This window comes from Dyella sp. GSA-30 (genome assembly GCF_027924605.1).
In the GTDB taxonomy this organism is placed as follows: Bacteria; Pseudomonadota; Gammaproteobacteria; order Xanthomonadales; family Rhodanobacteraceae; genus GSA-30.
This window is the reverse complement of the sequence record NZ_AP027042.1, coordinates 4,623,526-4,640,422: the sequence shown is the minus strand read 5'-3', so window position 1 is coordinate 4,640,422 and position 16,897 is coordinate 4,623,526. Positions and strand designations below refer to the sequence as shown.

Below are 16,897 nucleotides of genomic sequence, written 5' to 3'. Positions count from 1 at the left end.
CAATTAAAATTGCTGCCTGGACGTACCCATCAGAGGGGTAGACGCCGACTTCCACATAGCGGGCTACCACTTTGAACTCCATTCTGTCGCCTTCCGCGTCGCGGAAATCCGTGTCGTTTTCCTTGAAGCTCTTGCCGCTGGCCCTGGCCTGCGCCACCTCCGTCCATGCCGACGACACCGGTGCGACCACGGACCCGCGCAAGGCGACGGTACTCGAAGGCATTCGGGTCAATGCGACGGCGGTCGATGCGTACCGCACCGATAACGCGTCGGCCGGCGCGCTCGGCAACCGTGCCTTGCTCGATACGCCGTTCTCGATCGACGCGGTGACCGAAGAACTGATCAAGAACCGCCAAGCCAACAACATCAATGACGTGTTCAAGGGCGATGCCAGCACGACGCCTTTCAGCAACGGCTACTCGGGCGAAAACTCGGCCTTCAGCGTACGCGGGCTGCAGATCGACGAATTGAACGGTTACCGCATCAACGGCATGTCGGTGCCGGCATGGGCTGCCGATATCCCGGTCGAACATTTCCAGCAGATCGAACTGCTCAAGGGGCTGTCCGGTTTCATGTATGGCTTCTCGCAGCCGGGCGGCATGCTGAATTTCGTCACCAAGAAGCCCACCGAGCAGCCGACGGCGACATTTCGCCTGGGCTATACCTCCCGTTCCTCGATCACCGAGGAGGCCGATCTGGGTGGCCGCTTCGGCAAGGATCACCAGTTCGGCTATCGCCTGGACGCGGTGAACGAGCAGGGCGGTACCTATGTCGACAACGGCTACATCAAGCGCAAGTCGGTCTCGCTGGGCCTGGACTGGCGTATCAACGATCAACTGACCTGGCACTTCGACAGTCTTTACCAGGACCGCCACATTCGTGGTGCGATGTACGGTGTGATCCCCTGTCAGGATTTTGGTGTGTGCCAACCGAACGGGCCACAATTCGTATCGATCCCGTCGCCGCTCAAAGGCAGCCAGCGCATCAGCTCGACTGACACCGGCTATGGCACCAGCATGCGCATGGCCACCACCGGCGTCACCTGGAACATCTCGCCGGATTGGACGCTCAGCGCCGACGCTGCGATGACGCTGCAAGGGCGAAGCAATCGCGACAGCGCCATTTTCTTGCTCGACAACCAGGGGCAGTATCTGGAGCACCAGTACCTGGGTTACACCGACTATCTGTATCGCAGCGCGCAGGCGATGCTCAACGGTCATTTCGAAACAGGCTCACTCAAGCATGACGTTGTTATTGGCGCGGCGTGGCAGAAAAACATGCAACGCTATGGCGACAATATCTTCGATGAAGCTGACCTGGGCATCGGCAATATCCATAACCCGAGCGACTTCCCGCAATCGCCGATTGCGTTGATTCGCCACGTACGCGATTCATCGAGCGAAACACAGGGCGCGGTATTCGCCAGTGATACCGTCACCTTCAGCGAGCAATGGCAGGCATTGCTTGGACTGCGTGCGATCGACTACACGCAAAGTGGCTACAACTATTTCGGCGACGGCAAGCGCAATGCCTTGTACGAGCGCAAACCCGTTACGCCGACTGTCGCCTTGATGTACAAGCCCGCCGCATGGATGACGGTCTACGCCAGCTACGTCAAGTCGCTGGAAGAGGGCACCAGCGTGCCGGCCGGCCAAGGGTATGCGAACGAAGGCGAAGTCTTCGCGCCAATGACCAGCAAGCAATATGAGCTGGGCGCGAAGTTCGCGCAGGATAGCTGGAACCTCAATGCCGCGGTCTTTCGCATCGAACGTGGCCTGGCGTATTCGGTGGTGCGCGACAACCAGCGCTTCATGACCCAGGATGGCCAGGTGCGCTTTGACGGCTTTGAACTCTCCGGACAGACCCGGCTCGGTTCGCAATGGACGTTGCTAGGCAGCGCGATGTGGCTGGACGCTACCAATGAGCGCGCCGATCCCACGGTCGAAGGCAAGCGGGCTTTTGGTTCGGCGCGTTTCCAGGCCAGCAGCTATATCGAATATGCCGTGCCGACCATGCCGGGCTGGGTGCTCACGGCCGGCGGTCGCTACGTCGGCAACCGGCCGCTGGAATCGAACAACAGCAATATCGCCGGGGCGTACCACACGTTCGACGTGGGCACCCGCGTAACGACCCGGGTGGGGCAGTATCCGGTGACGTTCCGTTTGAATCTCGACAACATCACCAACGAGAAGTACTGGTTGGTGGGTTGGGAGAGCATCATGAATCAGGGGGCGCCGCGGGTGTTGCGGGCTAGTGTGGAGGTTGCGTTGCAGTGAGAGAGCAAGAGCGAGGAGTGAGTGAAGAGGAGTGAGGAGTGAGAGAAGAGCCCTTGCTCTTGCTCTTGCCCTTCACTCTTACTCCTCACTCCTCTTCACTCACTCCTCGCTCCTTACTCCCCGCAGTTCGCAAAGCGAACGCTGCAGCCGCCCTCAATGCACCTTGGCAAACTTCGCCTTCACCGCTACACCCGACATCAAGAAGCCCTTATGGCATTCGTAGTTGTTCGGGTCGCTGTAAACCACGTCGTTGTAGTTGCTGACGATGTCTACCACCGCATCGGCACCCGCATGCTTGGCATCGTCCTGCAAAGCGATCAGCACCGACTGCATCACGCGGTTGCAGGTGTCCTCGTCGGACTTGGCGAACGCATTGGTCTTGCGGCTGAGCGTGACGTTGTCGTTGACCACCGTCGCCTTGCCGGCCGGATGGTTGCCGGCGAGATAGAACTTCACCGTGCCGTCGAGCTTGCCGTCCTTGGTGGCGCCGTCGATCGCCGCCTGGATGGGCAGGTGCACGATTTTGTCGGCGGCCATGCTGACGGCCGGAAACGCAAAGAGCAGGGCGGCGACGAGATAAGTAGCTTTCATGCGGATAGACCTCCTTCGGTGGAAAAGAACGTGCGCAACAGGCTCAACACAGCCCGCCGTTGACCGCCAGCACCTGGCGGGTGATATAGCCAGCATCCGCGCTGAGCAGAAACTGCACGGCGGCGGCGACTTCCTCGGCGTTGCCCGCGCGTTGCATCGGGATCGCCTTGAGAATCTCCTCGAGCGGCAGATCGTCGCTGAGCATGTCGGTATCGATCAGCCCGGGTGCGACGCAGTTGACGGTGATCTTGCGCTTGGCCAGCTCGACCGCCAGTGCCTTGGCCGCGCCGATGACGCCGGCTTTGGAGGCGCTGTAGTTGACCTGGCCGCGGTTGCCGATCATGCCCGACACCGAGGTGATGCAAACGATGCGTCCGGCTGCACGACGACGGATCATCGGCATGATCAGGGGATGCAATACGTTGTAGAAGCCGTCGAGGTTAGTGCGCAGAACCTGGTCCCAATCGTCGTCGCTCAGTGCCGGAAACGCGCCGTCGCGCGTAAGTCCGGCATTGCAGACCACACCGTAATACGCACCATGCGCTTCGACGTCGCTCTCCAGCGCCGCCTTGCAAGCAGCGCGGTCGGCAATGTCGAACTGCAACACGCGCGCTTGGCGCCCCAGGGCATGGATCTGTGCCGCGACGCCGTCGGCCTCCTCGCGGCGCGAGCGGCAATGCAGTACGACGTCGTAACCCGCGTCGGCAAGACGCAGCGCAATGGCTCGGCCGATACCACGGCTGGAGCCGGTGACCAGGACGGTGTCAGTCATGGGATATTCCTTGCGTGCCGACGGCGGCTGTCTGGGTGAAAAAGAGATCCGCATCGGGCGGGCTGAAAACGCTCAGGCGCGCGTTAGCCTCGATCCCCGCCGCCTCGATGCGGCAAGCAAACGAACCCATGCCGCTCTCGTCGTGAAACACGCGCTCCGCCTCGATGCGCAGCGTGCAACCGGCGGGAAAGCGATCGACATTGCATTTGTAGTGGCGTGTACCCAGGAGAAAGCCCAGGCGGATCGGCTTTTGCTCGTTGAGCGAGTGTGCACCGGCCCAGGCAGCAACGCTTTGTGCCATCAATTCGACACCGGCCCAGGCTGGGAAGCCTCCATCGGCGTCGCTGAAAAGGCCGCCCGCCCGAATCGTCGTCGTGCACACGATCCGTTCGGCATCGAGTTCGATCATGCGATCGAGCAAGCTCATGTCGCCGCTATGCGGCACAACGTCGGCAATCGGCCAAAGCGTCATGCCGTATCTCCCAGGATCACGCTGGCGTTGTTGCCACCGAATGCAAAGGAGTTGCTCATGACGTAGCGTGGTTTGCCTGCAGGGAGCCGGCTATCGGGTGTCGTGAAGCGCAGCGCGGGCAGGGTCGGATCGGGTACACCGTCCCATATGTGCGGCGGCAAGCGTCGCTCGCTGCGGTCGTCGGCAAGGGCCAGCCAGCAGAACGCCGCTTCGAGCGCGCCTGCCGCGCCGAGGGTATGCCCGGTCAACGACTTGGTCGAAGAACACGGCACGTCCTGCGCCAGCACGGCTGCGAGCGCCAGGCTTTCCATGCTGTCGTTGTGCTCGGTGGCGGTGCCGTGCAGATTGATATAGTCGATCTGCGCGATGTCGAGCCCGGCTTCCTGCAAGGCAGCGCGCATGGCCTGCTGCGCACCCAGCCCTTGCGGTTCGGGCGAGGACATGTGATAGGCATCGGAGCTGGCGCCGCCACCCAGGTACTGGATGGGGGCCTCCTCGCGGGTCATCAGAAACAATGCCGCCGCCTCGCCGATATTGATGCCATGGCGATGCTGCGAAAACGGATTGCAGCGCTCGGGGTCGGTGGCTTCCAGTGCGAAGAAGCCGTTGATCGCCAGACGACATAAGGTGTCGGCGCCGCCGCACAGCACGGCATCGCACAGGCCCAGCCGCAGCATGCGTTGTGCACTCATCAGCGCACGCGCGCCGGAAGTACAAGCCGTGGAGATGCCGAAGCAGGGGCCGCTCAGTTCAAGCCATTCGGCAAGAAACTCGGCAGGTGCGCCCAGCTCCTGGTGTGCGTAGCGATAGTCGGCAGGCCATGCGCCATCGCGCTGATAGGCGCTGATGCCATGGGTAGCCTCTTCGATCGCGGTGGTGCTGGTACCGATGACCACGCCGATGCGGTGATGGCCGTAGCGCGCGATGGCGGCGCGGATATCGGCTTCGATTTCCTGCGCCGCGGCCAGCAACAGGCGGTTATTGCGGTTGTCGCGGTCGGCAAGCGTTGCCGGTACGGCCGGCAAGGGGAGCTCCACGTTGCCCAACGGCAATGCATGCCCGGGCACCCAGCCTTGCGTGCTGGGCAATCGCGTGTCATCGCCACCGAACAACGCATCGGCAACGGCACCTTTGCCGGCGCCGAGATTGCAGATCACACCGAGGGCGTTGAGATAGAACGTCATGACACCGACAGGGGCTTGCGTGCTGCCGCATTGACCAGGGTTTCGTCGCGCTGGCCGGGCGGCGGCGGTGCGCGCAGGCCCCAGCGCTCAAGCAGGCCGAAATCCTTCGAGCGGCTCCACCACAGGTAAGGAAACGAGACGTTGGCGGGTTCGAAGACGAAGCCTTGCTGGCGAATCATGGCCAGGTATTCGTCGGCCGTCTTCTGCACCTCCATAGGGTGGCGGAAGAACCAGCGAATTACCCAGGTATCGATATAAGCCTTGGTCGATTCGGCAAACAGCAACAGGCCACCGGGCTTGAGCACGCGCCAGAATTCGGCCAGCGCCTTGTCCTGCTCGACCAGGTGATGAAAGGTCTGATGGCAGAACACGATGTCCACGCAGGCATCGGGCAGCGCGATATCGGCGCAATCGGAGGCCAGCAGGTCGACGGCGATGTTTTCGCGCGCCGCCTCGGCCCGCGATAGCTCGATGCTGTGCGGATCGGCATCGATACCGATCATGCGCGCGGGCTGAAACGCGTCGCGCAGCAGGCGGAACGATTTGCCCTGTCCGCAGCCGACATCCAGCAGCGTGCCGCCATGCGGTGTCGGTTCGCCGATCAGGCGTTTGAGGTCGTTGATCGCCACGCGCAATACATGGTGCTGCCAGGTATGGCTGCGCAGGAAATAGAAACCGATGCGGGTTTCTTCGACGTAGGTCTGGCTGGCGTAGGTCATGACGAAGCTGCTGAGGTAGGTGAGGCGTCGCGCTGCAATGCATGCTCGACGGCATCGATAAAGATTTGCGGAGAGACCAGCTGCATCTCGCCATCGGCGAGGTTGACGGCCACCTGGATGGTGCTGGCGCGCGTGAGCCGTTCACCGCTATGGGCATCGCAAATGAGGTAATGCAGCTTCAGCCGGTTCTGCCATTCGACCAGTTCGGCGTGCACATGCAGGCGCTGGCCGAAGCGTGCCGCGCGCACGTAGCGCAGCTGCAGGTCGATCACCGGCCAGACATAGCCAGCCTGTTTCATCTGCGTGTAGTTGTGGCCGATCGCATCGAGCAGGGCGCACCGAGCGATCTCCAGGTATTTCACGTAGTGGCCGTGCCACACGACGTCCATCGAGTCGACGTCGAAGAACGGCACGACCACTTCGGTGGTGGTCTTGAAGACGCCGTTAGCGCGCATCGTCGGCCTCCCCGGCAGGTAGCTGCCAGTACGCGTAGAAATTGAACCACTGCAGCGGCGCTTCGAGGCAGCGCTGGGCGAGGGCATCGGCGTAGCGCTGCGCCCAGCCGTGGATGGCCTCCTCGCGACGGCCACGTTCCCAGGTCGCCGTTTCCAGGAAGGCGTCGAGATAGATGCGATAGCGACCATCTACCTTCAGGCAGCACAGCAGATTGACCGGGCAACGCAGAATGCCGGCCAGCAGCCACGGGCCTTGGGGAAACGCCGCGGGATGACCGAGAAAATTCACCACCACCCGGCGGCCTTCGCGCAACGGTACCCGGTCGCCGGCAATCGCCAGCCACTCGCCGCGTTCGATCCGTTGCGACAAGTCCATCATCATCGCGGTATCGAGTTCGCTGACCTGGATCAGACGCATGCTGCGATCGCCCGCTTCGTCGAGCAGCTTGTTGAAATGCGCGACGTGCTGGTTATGCACGAGCACGTTCAAGGGCACTTGCTCGCCCAGTTCCGCCATCGCGCGGCACACGTCCAGATTGCCCAGATGCGTCACGACCAGGATCTGCCCGCGACCACCATGCTGGCTCTGCAACAACTTGTTGCGCACGCCATGCGGATCGATCAGTTGCACTTGCTTCAAGGACAGCTTGCCGCGCCACACATCCAGACGATCGAGCAGATTAACCGCATAGGCCATGAATTGCCCGAACACGCTGCGCAGATGGGGCTGCAATTCCGGCCGGCGGCTCCATGCAGCCAGATAGGTCTGGTACTGGCGCACATTGCGCCGCGCCTTGCGGCCGGAGACAAAGAAATAAAGCACGATCAGGTACAGCACCGGTGTGACCGGACCGCGGCCCAGCAGGCGAATGGCCCGCGCTGTCAGCTTCATCCAGAAGAAGCTGCCGCGTTCCTTGTGGGTCGCCCAGTGACTGCTCGTGGCGCCAGCCTCATTCATGCGCGGCGCTCCATAGCAATCGACCCGATGAATAGTTTGCGTCGCCATGGCGATAGGAAAAATGCAATTTGCCGCGCTCCCGGTCGACGCGCAGGGTCAGCGTGGCCGGCGCGCCTGGCCGCAGCAATTGCTGGAATTTCAACGCTTCCATGCTGTGACAGCGTTCGCCGGTACCTAGCCGTGAAGCGGCCAGGTTCAGTGCCCAGGCTACCTGTACGGCCCCCGGCACGACTGGCGCGGTGGCGAAATGTCCGGGGAAGTGCGCCAGGTCCAGCGGTATACGCAGCTCGATGACACGCGCATCGTCCACGTCGTGTTCGGCAACCATGATCGGTTCGCGCGGTAGCGGCTCGCGCAACAGTGCGGCAACATCGATACCCTGCGCGGCTCGCGCTTCGTCGAGCAGGCGCACGGCAAGCGGCGATTCGGGTAACGCCAGCGCCTGGACAAAAGCCGCCTTGCCGCGACGACACAGTGCATCGACGCCTTCACGGTTCAGCACCAGCACCGCACCTTCAGCCTGCACGTGCGCCTGAGCGAGCCACGCGTGGTCGCGCAGCAGTGCGGCGAGCCCGGGCGCGGCCACGTTCACGCAGCCCTCCGCAGGCGACGTCGCAGCAGCCATTCGCCACCGAACAGCACGCCCATGATGAAGTACACCAGCAATCCGTTGTAAAGCGTCCACCACGCCAGCGGCGACCATAGGGTCAGCACGGCGGAAACGACGCCGTTAAAAATAAAGAAGCCTACCCAGACCCAGGTGACCTTGCGGGTATAGGGGATCGCTTCGGGCGGCAGGTCCGGTTCGCGCACGCGCGCGATGCGCTCGATGATCGGCGGCCCGTAGATCAGGCTCAGACCGAACGCGCACAACAGGAGCGCACTGATCAGCGTGGGATACCAGCGCAGCAGGAACGACTCGCCGCTCAAGGCCAGCAGTGCGCAGTAAGTCAGCGCGGCGCCCACCATCCAGCGTCCGCCCGGCTCGCGCAGCAGTGCCGGCGCGCGAATCAGCCAGATCGAGCCGAGCACCAGCGCGAACACCGGCGGCGAGACCTTATCCATGCCGAAGTAAACGACAAATGGATACAGCAGCCCGATCACGGGCAGCAAAATGGACGTTATCCGGCGCATGCGTTCCGCTGGGCGGTCACGAAATCCGCAAGGCTGGCGATGGTGGCGAAATGCTGGCGTGCGTCCTTGGAATCCGACGCAATCCGGATGTCATAGCGCTTCTGCAAGGCGAGCGCGAGCTCCAGCGCATCGACCGAATCGAGCCCCAGTCCCTCACCGAACAGCGGCTGGTCCACTGGGATTTGCGAGGGATCGACGTCTTCGAGATTGAGCGTGTCGACGATCAGTTGAGCAATTTCCTGCTGCAATGCGTTCACGATAACGAAAACTCCTTGGCATAGAGGGCGTGCAGATGTTCGTTGAGCCGACGCGACGCGATCGGCGCGGCGGTATCGGCACCGTAACGATCCACGGGGATGTCTTCACCGACATGGATGTGCACATTGATGCGCCGATCGGGGATGCGATACCAGGGCTCGGCCTTGGTCAGGGTGGTCGGCACGACGCTGATAAAGACGGGCGTCACCATCTGAGCGCCTCGCACGGCAATCGCCGCGGCACCGCGGTGAAACACCGGCGCGCAACCGGGCTTGGTGCGCGTGCCTTCGGGAAATACGATCAGCGTCTGTCCTTCGCGCAACACGTCGGCGGCTTGTTCGAGCATCTCCGGGCTGCCGTTGTTGCTGATGTATTGCGCCGTGGTCACCGGCCCGCGCGTACAGGGGTTGTGCCACAGGCCCTGCTTGACGATGCAGTTGGCGTCGCGGATATGCGCGATCAGAAACACCACATCGATCAACGAAGGATGGTTGGCGACGATCAGCTGACCGGGCCGGCCCAGGCGCTCCGCGCCGTCGAAACGGAAGTTGAGCACGCCGGTGCGATACATGAACTGCACATGCAGATAGAACGCGCGATGGATCGCTGCGCGTGCGCGGCGTCGCCGTGCCAGCGCATCGCCGGGCAGCAGGCCGAGCAGGGGCAGGATCAGGACGCGCAGCACCAGGCCGCCCAGGCCGAAAAACAGAAAGCTCAGGCCGGTGGCGATCAGACGCCACGCGAACGCGTCGGTGCGACGCCGTGTCAGCGGAGCGGTTGCCAGATCCATCGACGTCTCTTCCAAGGGTGCTCCAGCGGTGCGCGCTCGCCAAGCTGCGAGCGAAGAAAATCCAGTGCATGCGGCCACGCGCCTGTATCGCGACGGTTATCTCCCGTCGTCAGTTCCAGGCGCCAGTCGGTTCCCTCCGCGCGCTCCCCGGGAACGACTCGCCCCACGCGCAAAGCCAGAGCATACGAGAACGGCACATCATCGATCCATGTGTCGTAAGCCGCGGGCGGCCGCTCCTCGGCGATCACCACCAGCACCGAGGGCGTGGCGTCGCCGAGCAGGCCGGCAGCCTCGACCATGGCGTGTTCGAAGGTATCGGCCTCGCCGGCGATCGCCACCGATTCGCCGCGCTGGCCGCGCAGCATCGACCATTGACCGGCAATCGCGTTATGCACGGACAGGCCGAACTGGGTCGGCGACAGCGGCTGTTCGGCCGCCACGTCGCTGAGCAGGGCGAAGGTACGCGGCGTCTCGCCATGGCGTGAGGCAAACACGAACGGCAGTTGTTCGCCCTCGGCACAAAGCGGCCAGGCCACATCCAGCGTCATGCGCGCCAGCCGGCTCAACCGGCGACGCTGCATGGCCGGCAGGAAATCGCAGCTTGGCTGTGTCTCTGCGACATCGGGAAGCGCGGGATTTCGAGCCCATGCTTGCCAGGCGGCTTCGTCTTCGAGGCCGGGCGCCCACGCGCGCCACTGTTCGATGCGCAATTCGATCATGCGTTGCACCCTGCGTGGCGGCGGAACATCAGCGACGCACAGCTACCGCCAAAGCCGAAGCTGTTGGACAGCACGCTGTCGATACGCTGGCGACGCGACGCGGTCACCAGCGGCGCTTGCGCAAAATCGGCATCGAGATGGCCGATGGCCTGGCCGGCCAGGAATTCGTGTTCGAGCATCAGCAGGCAGGCGATGGCATCCAGCGCGCCGGCCGCGCCCGGTGCATGACCGCTCAGTCCCTTGATCGACGACATCGGTGGCACTGGTGCGCCATGCTCGCCAAAGACCGATGCAATGGCCTGCCATTCGGCCAGATCGCCCTGTCGCGTCGAACAGGCATGCGTGTTGATGTAGTCGGGCAGTTCGTCGGCCCGATCCAGTGCCTGGCGAATCGCGCGCGCGATGCCTTCGGCACCGGGGCCGACCATGCTGGTCGCATCGGTGCCCGTACCGTAAGCGGTGATCTCGGCGAGAATCGGTGCGCCGCGCTGTTGCGCATGATCGAGCGATTCCAGCACCAGCACGCCTGCGCCGGCGGCCAGCACGAAGCCATCGCGTGCACTGTCGTATGGGCGCGATGCGCGCTCGGGGTGCGCGTTGCTCGTGCTGGACAAAGCGTCCATGGCGTCGAACCACAGCGCGGTAGTGTCGTGCAGCTCGTCGCTGCCACCGCACAGCACCACGTTCTGCTTGCCCAGCTGGATCAGCTCCATGGCGTGGCCGATCGCGTGCGTGGCGCTGGTGCAGGCCGAGCTCATCGTATAGCTGTAGCCGCCGATGCCGAAAATATGCGCGAGGCTGGCCGACAGGTTGCTGCTCATGCCGCGCGGCACGGTGAACGGTGAGATGCGCTCGATACCGCGCTCGCGGAAATTTTCCAGTGCGAACTGGTGTTCGCTAAGCGCCGCGCCGCCGCCCATCACCAGGCCGCAGTCGGCATGGCTCAAGCGCTCCGGCAACAGGCCTGATTGCTCCAGGGCTTCATGCAGGGCGTACCACGCATAAAGCGCCGGCGTGGCGAGAAAGCGTCGCAGCTTGCGCGGCAGATCGAGCAGACCCTGTGGATCGACGGGGCCGCCCACCCGGCTGCGCATGCCCAGATCGGCAAACGCTTCCATGTGTCGAATGCCGCTGCGGCCTTCGCGCATCGCATCGAGCAGGGCATCGGTACCCATGCCCAGGCAGCTCACCGCGCCCATGCCGGTGACCACCACGCGCGGCAGGCCGGCCGCGTTGTGGCGTGCATGCATCGCATCGGGGCGCATGCCGATGGGCATCAGGCGTGGGCCTTGAAGATCAGCGAGGTGTTGATGCCGCCGAACGCGAAATTGTTGTTCATCACATACGGCGTATCGATGTCGCGGCCGGTGCCGACGACGTAGTCGAGTTCGGCGCAGGCAGGGTCGATATCGGTGAGATTGATCGTCGGCGCAAACCAGCCGCCGCGCATCATCTCGATCGCCCACCAGCTTTCCAGCGCGCCGCAGGCGCCCAGCGTGTGGCCGACGTAGCTTTTCATCGAACTGATCGGCACGCGCGTACCGAGCACGTCGGCGGTGGCATGGCTTTCGGCCACATCGCCACGATCGGTCGCGGTGCCGTGCGCGCTGACATAGCCGATGGCCTCGGGTGCGAGTTGCGCATCGTTCAGGGCCAGGCGCATCGCGGCAGCCATGGTTTCGCTGGTCGGCTGGGTAATGTGGTTGCCGTCCGAATTGCAGCCGAAGCCGACGATCTCCGCATAGATGCGTGCGCCGCGTGCCTTGGCGTGTTCGTACTCTTCCAGCACCAACGTGGTCGCGCCTTCGCCGACCACCAGGCCATCACGCGCGCGGTCGAACGGGCGCGGCGTCAGCTGCGGTTCGTCGTTGCGCGTACTGGTGGCGAACAAGGTGTCGAACACGGCGACGCCGGGGCCAGACAGTTCTTCCGCGCCGCCGCACAACATCAATTGCTGCTTGCCTTGCTGGATTGCCTCAAAGCCAAAGCCGATTGCCTGGCTACCCGAGGTACACGCGCTCGAGGTGGGAATGATGCGGCCCTTCAAGCCGAAGAACACGCCGACATTCACCGCGGTGGTGTGCGCCATCATCTGGATATAGCTGGTCGCGGTGACGCCTTGCATCGAGCCCGTTTCCAGCATGCGGCCCATCACGCGCACCGGCTCGATGCTGCCGCCGGACGAGCCATAGGCAACACCCATGCGACCGTCGGCAATCTCGGTGTTGCCATGCAGTCCGGCATCGTGCAGTGCACGCTCGCTGGCGGCGACCGCCAACTGCGCCACGCGGCCCATCGAACGCAGGTGGCGACGCGGCCAGTCCGGCAACGTGAAGTCGTCGACAGGGCAGCCCAGGCGGCTGTTCAAGGCATCGAAATAATCCCATTCGGGCATGCGCCGCGCGGCATTGCGAAACGCGCGCAGGCGCGGTTCGATCTGCGCCCAGTCATGGCCCAAAGGCGTAATACCGCCGATGCCGGTCACTACCACGCGTTTCATTGCCATCGGCTCCCCAGGATATTTTCCATCATGTGCTCTTTTCACGCCCCAGGCTCATCGGCACCATCACCACGGTGATGCCGATGCCAAGCAGCAGCGTGAGTCCAAAATGTTGTAGCGCCGGCATCGAGCTGATCGCCAGCAGTCCAAACGACAGTAAGGCGGTGACCGCCGACAGCAGTACGCTGGTAAACGTGGCGCCGGGCAGATGCCGCGTATGCGGCTCGCCTTCCTGCATGAATACCGCGTAGTTGGCACCCACGCCCAGGACGAGCATCAAGGCCATCCAGTGGAACAGCGTCAACGGCTGGCCGAGATAGCCCAGCGCGGCCAGGGTCAGGCCGATGCCGAACACCGGCGGCGCCATGACACGCGGCATCTGTCGCCAGCCGTAGCGCCAGCCGAATACCGGCGCGATCAACACCAGCGCGGCCAGCAGCCAGAGGCTGGCGTAGTGGCGGTAACGACCAAACAGGTTCGACACGCTGGCCGGCTTGTCGATCAACTCCACGCCGGGCAGGCCTTCGGCGGCGGCGCGCAGCAGCGCGACATCTTCCTGTCCTTGCGGCACCACCAGTGCGCCAAAACCCTGCTTGCCATCGACCATCCATAGATATCGGAATGGGGTGGATATCGGCAGCTTCATCCATTCCTGGATAGTCAGCGGCGTGCCCGGCCAGGCCCCGACATACGTGTCGATGGCGTCCTGGCGAAAGCCTGCGTTCTGCAGCATGGCCTTGAGCTTGTCCGGCTGCGCAAACAGCGGCGCCAAGGCGGCCTGATTGGCCTGCTGGCGCTGCTGCGAGGGCAGCATCACCGCGATGCCGAGCCAGCTTTGCAACGTCCCTTTGTCGACCATGGCCTGCAGCCGCGCATCAAGGGCTTCTTCGCGCTGCAAGGTTTGTTCGGCCGTGTCGCCGTGCACGAGATAGAACTGCGTGCCGTTGCCCAGGCCGGTGATATCGCGGATATGCGCTTCTTGTTCGGTCACGCTGGCGGGCGGCGAAATCAGCAGATGGATATCGTCGTCGTGGCCCAGCCGCCACCAGCCCGGTAGCGCGATCACGATCAGGACGAGAAACGCCGGCCAGCCGGCGCGACCGGCGAGGCGCTGCAAACTGCTGGCCAAAGTCACCAGTCGTGGCGACATCGGTTTGGTCGGTTTCTGCAGCAAGGCGGGTAGCAGCCAGAACACGCTGACGCAGGCGGCAAGCATGCCGGCCATGGCGAACACCGCCATCTGCCGCAGGGCAGGGAAGGGCATCAGGCCGAGCAACGCATAGCCGAGCAATGAGGTACCCAGGGCCAGCAACAAGGCAGGACGCACCTGGCGTGAGCCACGTGCGGCATCCCACGACGTGCCAGCGTTGGCACGCGCGCTGAGGTACTGAATCGAATAATCCACCGCTTCGCCAAGCAACGCCGCACCGAACACCAGCGTCAGCAAATGGACCTGGCCGAATATCAGCAGCGTCAACGTCAGCGCGGTCACCACACCGATGGCCGTCGACAGAAACGCCAACAGCAAGGGGCCGGGCGAGCGGAACACCCAAAGCAGCAATAGCCCGATGCCCAGCGTCGAGATGATGCTGACCATGTGCACGTCATGTTCGGCATCGGCGCGCGCGGCAGCGGCGTAGAACAGTGCGCCGGCACGCGAGAGCTTCACGCTGGGATAATCGTGCTTGAGCGTTTGTTCGGCCGTGGCAAGCGCAGTCAATGCCGGCTGCTGCACGGCATCGTCGTAGGACGAGCCGTTCAAATCCGCCGTGACCAGCACGTAGGTGCGATCGTTCTGGTGCGCGACCAGCAGGTCGTCTTCCGGCAATAGCGGCGATCGGCTCCATGGCTGCTGTTGCAGCCAGTGCTGCAGCCAGCCGAACGGATCGTCCTGCAGCTTCACGCCGACGCCAGCCAGGAAGGGCTCGTTGAGCCGCCTTGCCAGGATTTGTGCGGCGTCATAACCCGGTGCGCCGATCGCGCTGCGGTCGCCATCGGTCAGCAGATGAAAGCGATGGACCAGATACGGCGACAGCAGCTGATCGAGATCGAACGGCGGCAGTTCGGCGGTTACCGAGCGAAACACCTTGTCTTTGGCCAGCGACTGGCCCAGCTTGCGTGCGGCATCCTTGGCGGTGTCGTCGTCGGCGTCCTCGACCAGCAGCACGATGCGATCGCCATTGGCATGAGTCAGTTGTTCGACGGCCGCTTCGGCCAGGGGATGGCGTTCTGTAGCCGGCAGCATCGCCAGCAGGTCGGTTTGAATCGGTATGTTGCCGCGCCCGAACACCAGCCATGCGCCCAGCAATGCAATGCCGACGGCAACCAGGGCAAAGCCGATCGCCCGGCGGCGCAGAACCGGCGCCGTCATGGGCTGCCGAGTGCGCGCTGTTCCAGCTCGCTCAAGGAGCCTGCAGCGCGCGTGTTGCTGAAGCGGATAGCGGTGTTCTCGCCGCTTTGCAGAGCAATGCCGATGCCATCGAGAAACTGGCCGCCATCGAGCGTAATACTGGTGAGCACGCGTGCCATGCGCGCCTGCTTCGGTGTGAAGCGCAGCGTCCACTTGGCCGGCGTGCCCTCGGCCTGCACATTGAACTGACGCAGCGCTTCGTCCGGTTTGCCCGCCAGCATGCCTTGCAGCATCTGCGAGACCTGCGCTACGCCGCGATCACCGTTGCGCACGGTTTGCAGATGGCCCTGATCGTCGACGCGCGCGGTGCGTGCGCCGGTCAAGGCAAGCGTTTCCTGGTAGGGGTCAGTGGTCTGCCACAGCATGCCGTGGCCGATCACGAACAACAGCTTGCCGCGGCTGATCTGCGGCGTGGCCAGCGCGGGGTTGTCGCGTTTCTGCTCGAAGTCGGCGCGCACCTGCGGGTGACTGGCCAGTTGATCGAGCGCGTTTTTCAGCAAGGTCTGGTCGGCAGCTTGCGCATGCACGCCAAGGCATACGAACAACAACAAGAAAAGAACGATCAAGCGGCGCATGCGGTACTCCGTCGTTTACGCCATAACAGCCCCGGTGCGCGAGGCAGCATGCCCAGCAGCAGCCGCGTATGCATGGCTGAGATACGGAGGTTATCGCGCAGCATGCGGAAATGCGAAAGCCCATTTTCCGGATAGATCACCCGCGTAGGCAGGTTGCGTACAGGTACGCCGCGCCACATCAGGCGTACGGCGATTTCCGTGTCGAAATCCATCCGCGCTGGCGGAGCACGGCGGGCGATTTCCGCACAGGTTTCGTTCAGCGGATAAAGCCGGTAGCCGCACATCGAATCGCGCAACTGCAGGGACAGCGTTTCAGCCCATACGCAAACATGCGTGACATAACGACCGTAAAGCCGTGCGCGCGGCACGCTGTCGTCGTAGATCGGCTGGCCGCAAACCATCGCATCGGGCGCGACCAGCCCTTCGGCCAGAAAACGCGGCACATCGGCTGGATCGTGCTGGCCGTCGGCGTCGATCTGCAGCGCATGGCTAAAACCTGCCTTGTGCGCCGCCAGCATACCGGTGGTCAGCGCACGGCCCTTGCCCTGGTTATAGGGCAGGCGTAGCAAGGTGATGTTCGTGTCTTGCGCGGACAACGCATCGAGCACCACGCGAGTGGCCTCGTTGCTGCCATCGTCGACGATCACGACCGGCAAGCCATGCGCACGCAGCGCCTGCGCGGTGGCGGCGATCGTGTCTTTATGGTTGTAGATCGGAATCAGCGCGCAGGGACGAAACGCCGCAAGGCTGACGGCGGCGTGAGCGGACGTGGCCGCAAGCATGCCGACGCTCAGCGATTGAGCAGGGCACGCACCGTCGCGACCACGTCGCTGACCGTACGTACGTTCTTGAAATCCTCGGGCTTGATGCGCATGCCGGTCATGTCCTGCACCTGGATCGCCAGATCGACAGCGTCGATGCTGTCCAGCTCCAGGTCGGTGAACAGGTGCGTGTCGGGTGTGACGCGCGCCGGGTCGATTTCGAAGGTATCGCGCAACACATCCTTGAGACGCAGCAGGATGTCTTCGTCGCTGATGCCGGTGGCCATGATCGTGCTCATAAACTTTCCAACCTGTCCTTACTC

General features: G+C 63.4%; 19 protein-coding genes. 1 reads left to right on the top strand and 18 read right to left on the bottom strand.

Annotated elements, in window-relative coordinates:
* Positions 1 to 110 precede the first annotated feature (110 nt).
* Positions 111 to 2,276, top strand: a complete 2,166-nt coding sequence (locus tag QMG46_RS19790; protein ID WP_281849594.1) for a TonB-dependent siderophore receptor — start codon at positions 111 to 113, stop codon at positions 2,274 to 2,276.
* Between the two features lie 153 nt (positions 2,277 to 2,429).
* Here QMG46_RS19790 and QMG46_RS19785 read toward each other — a convergent pair whose 3' ends face one another.
* From QMG46_RS19785 to QMG46_RS19700, 18 genes are read right to left on the bottom strand one after another with little or no spacing between them, the layout of a single operon-like run.
* Positions 2,430 to 2,867, bottom strand: a complete 438-nt coding sequence (locus QMG46_RS19785) for an excinuclease (RefSeq protein ID WP_281849593.1) — start codon at positions 2,865 to 2,867, stop codon at positions 2,430 to 2,432.
* A gap of 43 nt (positions 2,868 to 2,910) precedes the next feature.
* Positions 2,911 to 3,639 (bottom strand): 3-oxoacyl-ACP reductase FabG, encoded by a 729-nt coding sequence (gene fabG, locus QMG46_RS19780; protein WP_281849592.1) that lies wholly within the window; start codon positions 3,637 to 3,639, stop codon positions 2,911 to 2,913.
* The gene (locus tag QMG46_RS19775; RefSeq protein WP_281849591.1) at positions 3,632 to 4,111 is read right to left on the bottom strand and encodes a hotdog family protein; all 480 of its coding nucleotides are present in this window, start codon (positions 4,109 to 4,111) and stop codon (positions 3,632 to 3,634) included. The genes fabG and QMG46_RS19775 overlap by 8 nt, the downstream gene beginning before the upstream one ends.
* The gene (locus tag QMG46_RS19770; protein WP_281849590.1) at positions 4,108 to 5,295 is read right to left on the bottom strand and encodes a beta-ketoacyl-[acyl-carrier-protein] synthase family protein; all 1,188 of its coding nucleotides are present in this window, start codon (positions 5,293 to 5,295) and stop codon (positions 4,108 to 4,110) included. The genes QMG46_RS19775 and QMG46_RS19770 overlap by 4 nt, the downstream gene beginning before the upstream one ends.
* Complete coding sequence (locus QMG46_RS19765; protein ID WP_281849589.1) at positions 5,292 to 6,014, bottom strand: class I SAM-dependent methyltransferase; 723 nt, start codon at positions 6,012 to 6,014, stop codon at positions 5,292 to 5,294. The genes QMG46_RS19770 and QMG46_RS19765 overlap by 4 nt, the downstream gene beginning before the upstream one ends.
* Positions 6,011 to 6,469 (bottom strand): acyl-CoA thioesterase, encoded by a 459-nt coding sequence (locus QMG46_RS19760; protein ID WP_281849588.1) that lies wholly within the window; start codon positions 6,467 to 6,469, stop codon positions 6,011 to 6,013. Before QMG46_RS19760 ends, QMG46_RS19765 begins: the two co-directional genes overlap by 4 nt.
* Positions 6,459 to 7,427 carry a lysophospholipid acyltransferase family protein gene (locus tag QMG46_RS19755; RefSeq protein ID WP_281849587.1) on the bottom strand — a complete coding sequence of 323 codons (969 nt, stop codon included), beginning with the start codon at positions 7,425 to 7,427 and terminating at the stop codon, positions 6,459 to 6,461. Before QMG46_RS19755 ends, QMG46_RS19760 begins: the two co-directional genes overlap by 11 nt.
* Positions 7,420 to 8,019, bottom strand: a complete 600-nt coding sequence (locus QMG46_RS19750; RefSeq protein ID WP_281849585.1) for an ApeI family dehydratase — start codon at positions 8,017 to 8,019, stop codon at positions 7,420 to 7,422. The genes QMG46_RS19755 and QMG46_RS19750 overlap by 8 nt, the downstream gene beginning before the upstream one ends.
* Positions 8,016 to 8,561 carry a COG4648 family protein gene (locus tag QMG46_RS19745; RefSeq protein ID WP_281849583.1) on the bottom strand — a complete coding sequence of 182 codons (546 nt, stop codon included), beginning with the start codon at positions 8,559 to 8,561 and terminating at the stop codon, positions 8,016 to 8,018. Before QMG46_RS19745 ends, QMG46_RS19750 begins: the two co-directional genes overlap by 4 nt.
* On the bottom strand, positions 8,549 to 8,818 hold the full coding sequence (locus QMG46_RS19740; protein ID WP_281849582.1) for an ApeE family acyl carrier protein: 270 nt from the start codon (positions 8,816 to 8,818) through the stop codon (positions 8,549 to 8,551). Before QMG46_RS19740 ends, QMG46_RS19745 begins: the two co-directional genes overlap by 13 nt.
* A complete protein-coding gene (locus QMG46_RS19735; RefSeq protein WP_281849581.1) occupies positions 8,815 to 9,609 on the bottom strand; it encodes a lysophospholipid acyltransferase family protein in 795 nt (264 codons plus the stop codon). Before QMG46_RS19735 ends, QMG46_RS19740 begins: the two co-directional genes overlap by 4 nt.
* Positions 9,585 to 10,328, bottom strand: coding sequence for a beta-ketoacyl synthase chain length factor (locus QMG46_RS19730; protein WP_281849580.1), 744 nt, complete (start codon positions 10,326 to 10,328; stop codon positions 9,585 to 9,587). Before QMG46_RS19730 ends, QMG46_RS19735 begins: the two co-directional genes overlap by 25 nt.
* Complete coding sequence (locus QMG46_RS19725; RefSeq protein WP_281849578.1) at positions 10,325 to 11,605, bottom strand: beta-ketoacyl-[acyl-carrier-protein] synthase family protein; 1,281 nt, start codon at positions 11,603 to 11,605, stop codon at positions 10,325 to 10,327. The genes QMG46_RS19730 and QMG46_RS19725 overlap by 4 nt, the downstream gene beginning before the upstream one ends.
* A complete protein-coding gene (locus QMG46_RS19720) occupies positions 11,605 to 12,828 on the bottom strand; it encodes a beta-ketoacyl-ACP synthase (protein WP_281849576.1) in 1,224 nt (407 codons plus the stop codon). The genes QMG46_RS19725 and QMG46_RS19720 overlap by 1 nt, the downstream gene beginning before the upstream one ends.
* Before the next feature lie 28 nt (positions 12,829 to 12,856).
* A complete protein-coding gene (locus tag QMG46_RS19715) occupies positions 12,857 to 15,199 on the bottom strand; it encodes an ApeM family transporter (protein WP_281849575.1) in 2,343 nt (780 codons plus the stop codon).
* The gene (locus QMG46_RS19710; RefSeq protein ID WP_281849574.1) at positions 15,196 to 15,813 is read right to left on the bottom strand and encodes a LolA family protein; all 618 of its coding nucleotides are present in this window, start codon (positions 15,811 to 15,813) and stop codon (positions 15,196 to 15,198) included. Before QMG46_RS19710 ends, QMG46_RS19715 begins: the two co-directional genes overlap by 4 nt.
* Positions 15,801 to 16,595: a glycosyltransferase family 2 protein gene (locus tag QMG46_RS19705; protein WP_281849573.1), complete on the bottom strand. Its 795-nt coding sequence runs from the start codon at positions 16,593 to 16,595 to the stop codon at positions 15,801 to 15,803. The genes QMG46_RS19710 and QMG46_RS19705 overlap by 13 nt, the downstream gene beginning before the upstream one ends.
* Before the next feature lie 8 nt (positions 16,596 to 16,603).
* Positions 16,604 to 16,873: an acyl carrier protein gene (locus QMG46_RS19700; protein ID WP_281849572.1), complete on the bottom strand. Its 270-nt coding sequence runs from the start codon at positions 16,871 to 16,873 to the stop codon at positions 16,604 to 16,606.
* Positions 16,874 to 16,897: the final 24 nt, after the last annotated feature.

What these genes read in the sequence shown, in the direction of transcription:
- fabG (WP_281849592.1), bottom strand. Translation starts at nt 3,639, where the DNA reads ATGACTGACACCGTCCTGGTCACCGGCTCCAGCCGTGGTATCGGCCGA.
- QMG46_RS19775 (WP_281849591.1), bottom strand. Translation starts at nt 4,111, where the DNA reads ATGACGCTTTGGCCGATTGCCGACGTTGTGCCGCATAGCGGCGACATG.
- QMG46_RS19760 (WP_281849588.1), bottom strand. Translation starts at nt 6,469, where the DNA reads ATGCGCGCTAACGGCGTCTTCAAGACCACCACCGAAGTGGTCGTGCCG.
- QMG46_RS19730 (WP_281849580.1), bottom strand. Translation starts at nt 10,328, where the DNA reads ATGATCGAATTGCGCATCGAACAGTGGCGCGCGTGGGCGCCCGGCCTC.
- QMG46_RS19770 (WP_281849590.1), bottom strand. Translation starts at nt 5,295, where the DNA reads ATGACGTTCTATCTCAACGCCCTCGGTGTGATCTGCAATCTCGGCGCC.
- QMG46_RS19765 (WP_281849589.1), bottom strand. Translation starts at nt 6,014, where the DNA reads ATGACCTACGCCAGCCAGACCTACGTCGAAGAAACCCGCATCGGTTTC.
- QMG46_RS19720 (WP_281849576.1), bottom strand. Translation starts at nt 12,828, where the DNA reads ATGAAACGCGTGGTAGTGACCGGCATCGGCGGTATTACGCCTTTGGGC.
- QMG46_RS19710 (WP_281849574.1), bottom strand. Translation starts at nt 15,813, where the DNA reads ATGCGCCGCTTGATCGTTCTTTTCTTGTTGTTGTTCGTATGCCTTGGC.
- QMG46_RS19705 (WP_281849573.1), bottom strand. Translation starts at nt 16,595, where the DNA reads ATGCTTGCGGCCACGTCCGCTCACGCCGCCGTCAGCCTTGCGGCGTTT.
- QMG46_RS19745 (WP_281849583.1), bottom strand. Translation starts at nt 8,561, where the DNA reads ATGCGCCGGATAACGTCCATTTTGCTGCCCGTGATCGGGCTGCTGTAT.
- QMG46_RS19785 (WP_281849593.1), bottom strand. Translation starts at nt 2,867, where the DNA reads ATGAAAGCTACTTATCTCGTCGCCGCCCTGCTCTTTGCGTTTCCGGCC.
- QMG46_RS19700 (WP_281849572.1), bottom strand. Translation starts at nt 16,873, where the DNA reads ATGAGCACGATCATGGCCACCGGCATCAGCGACGAAGACATCCTGCTG.
- QMG46_RS19735 (WP_281849581.1), bottom strand. Translation starts at nt 9,609, where the DNA reads ATGGATCTGGCAACCGCTCCGCTGACACGGCGTCGCACCGACGCGTTC.
- QMG46_RS19715 (WP_281849575.1), bottom strand. Translation starts at nt 15,199, where the DNA reads ATGACGGCGCCGGTTCTGCGCCGCCGGGCGATCGGCTTTGCCCTGGTT.
- QMG46_RS19755 (WP_281849587.1), bottom strand. Translation starts at nt 7,427, where the DNA reads ATGAATGAGGCTGGCGCCACGAGCAGTCACTGGGCGACCCACAAGGAA.
- QMG46_RS19725 (WP_281849578.1), bottom strand. Translation starts at nt 11,605, where the DNA reads ATGCCCATCGGCATGCGCCCCGATGCGATGCATGCACGCCACAACGCG.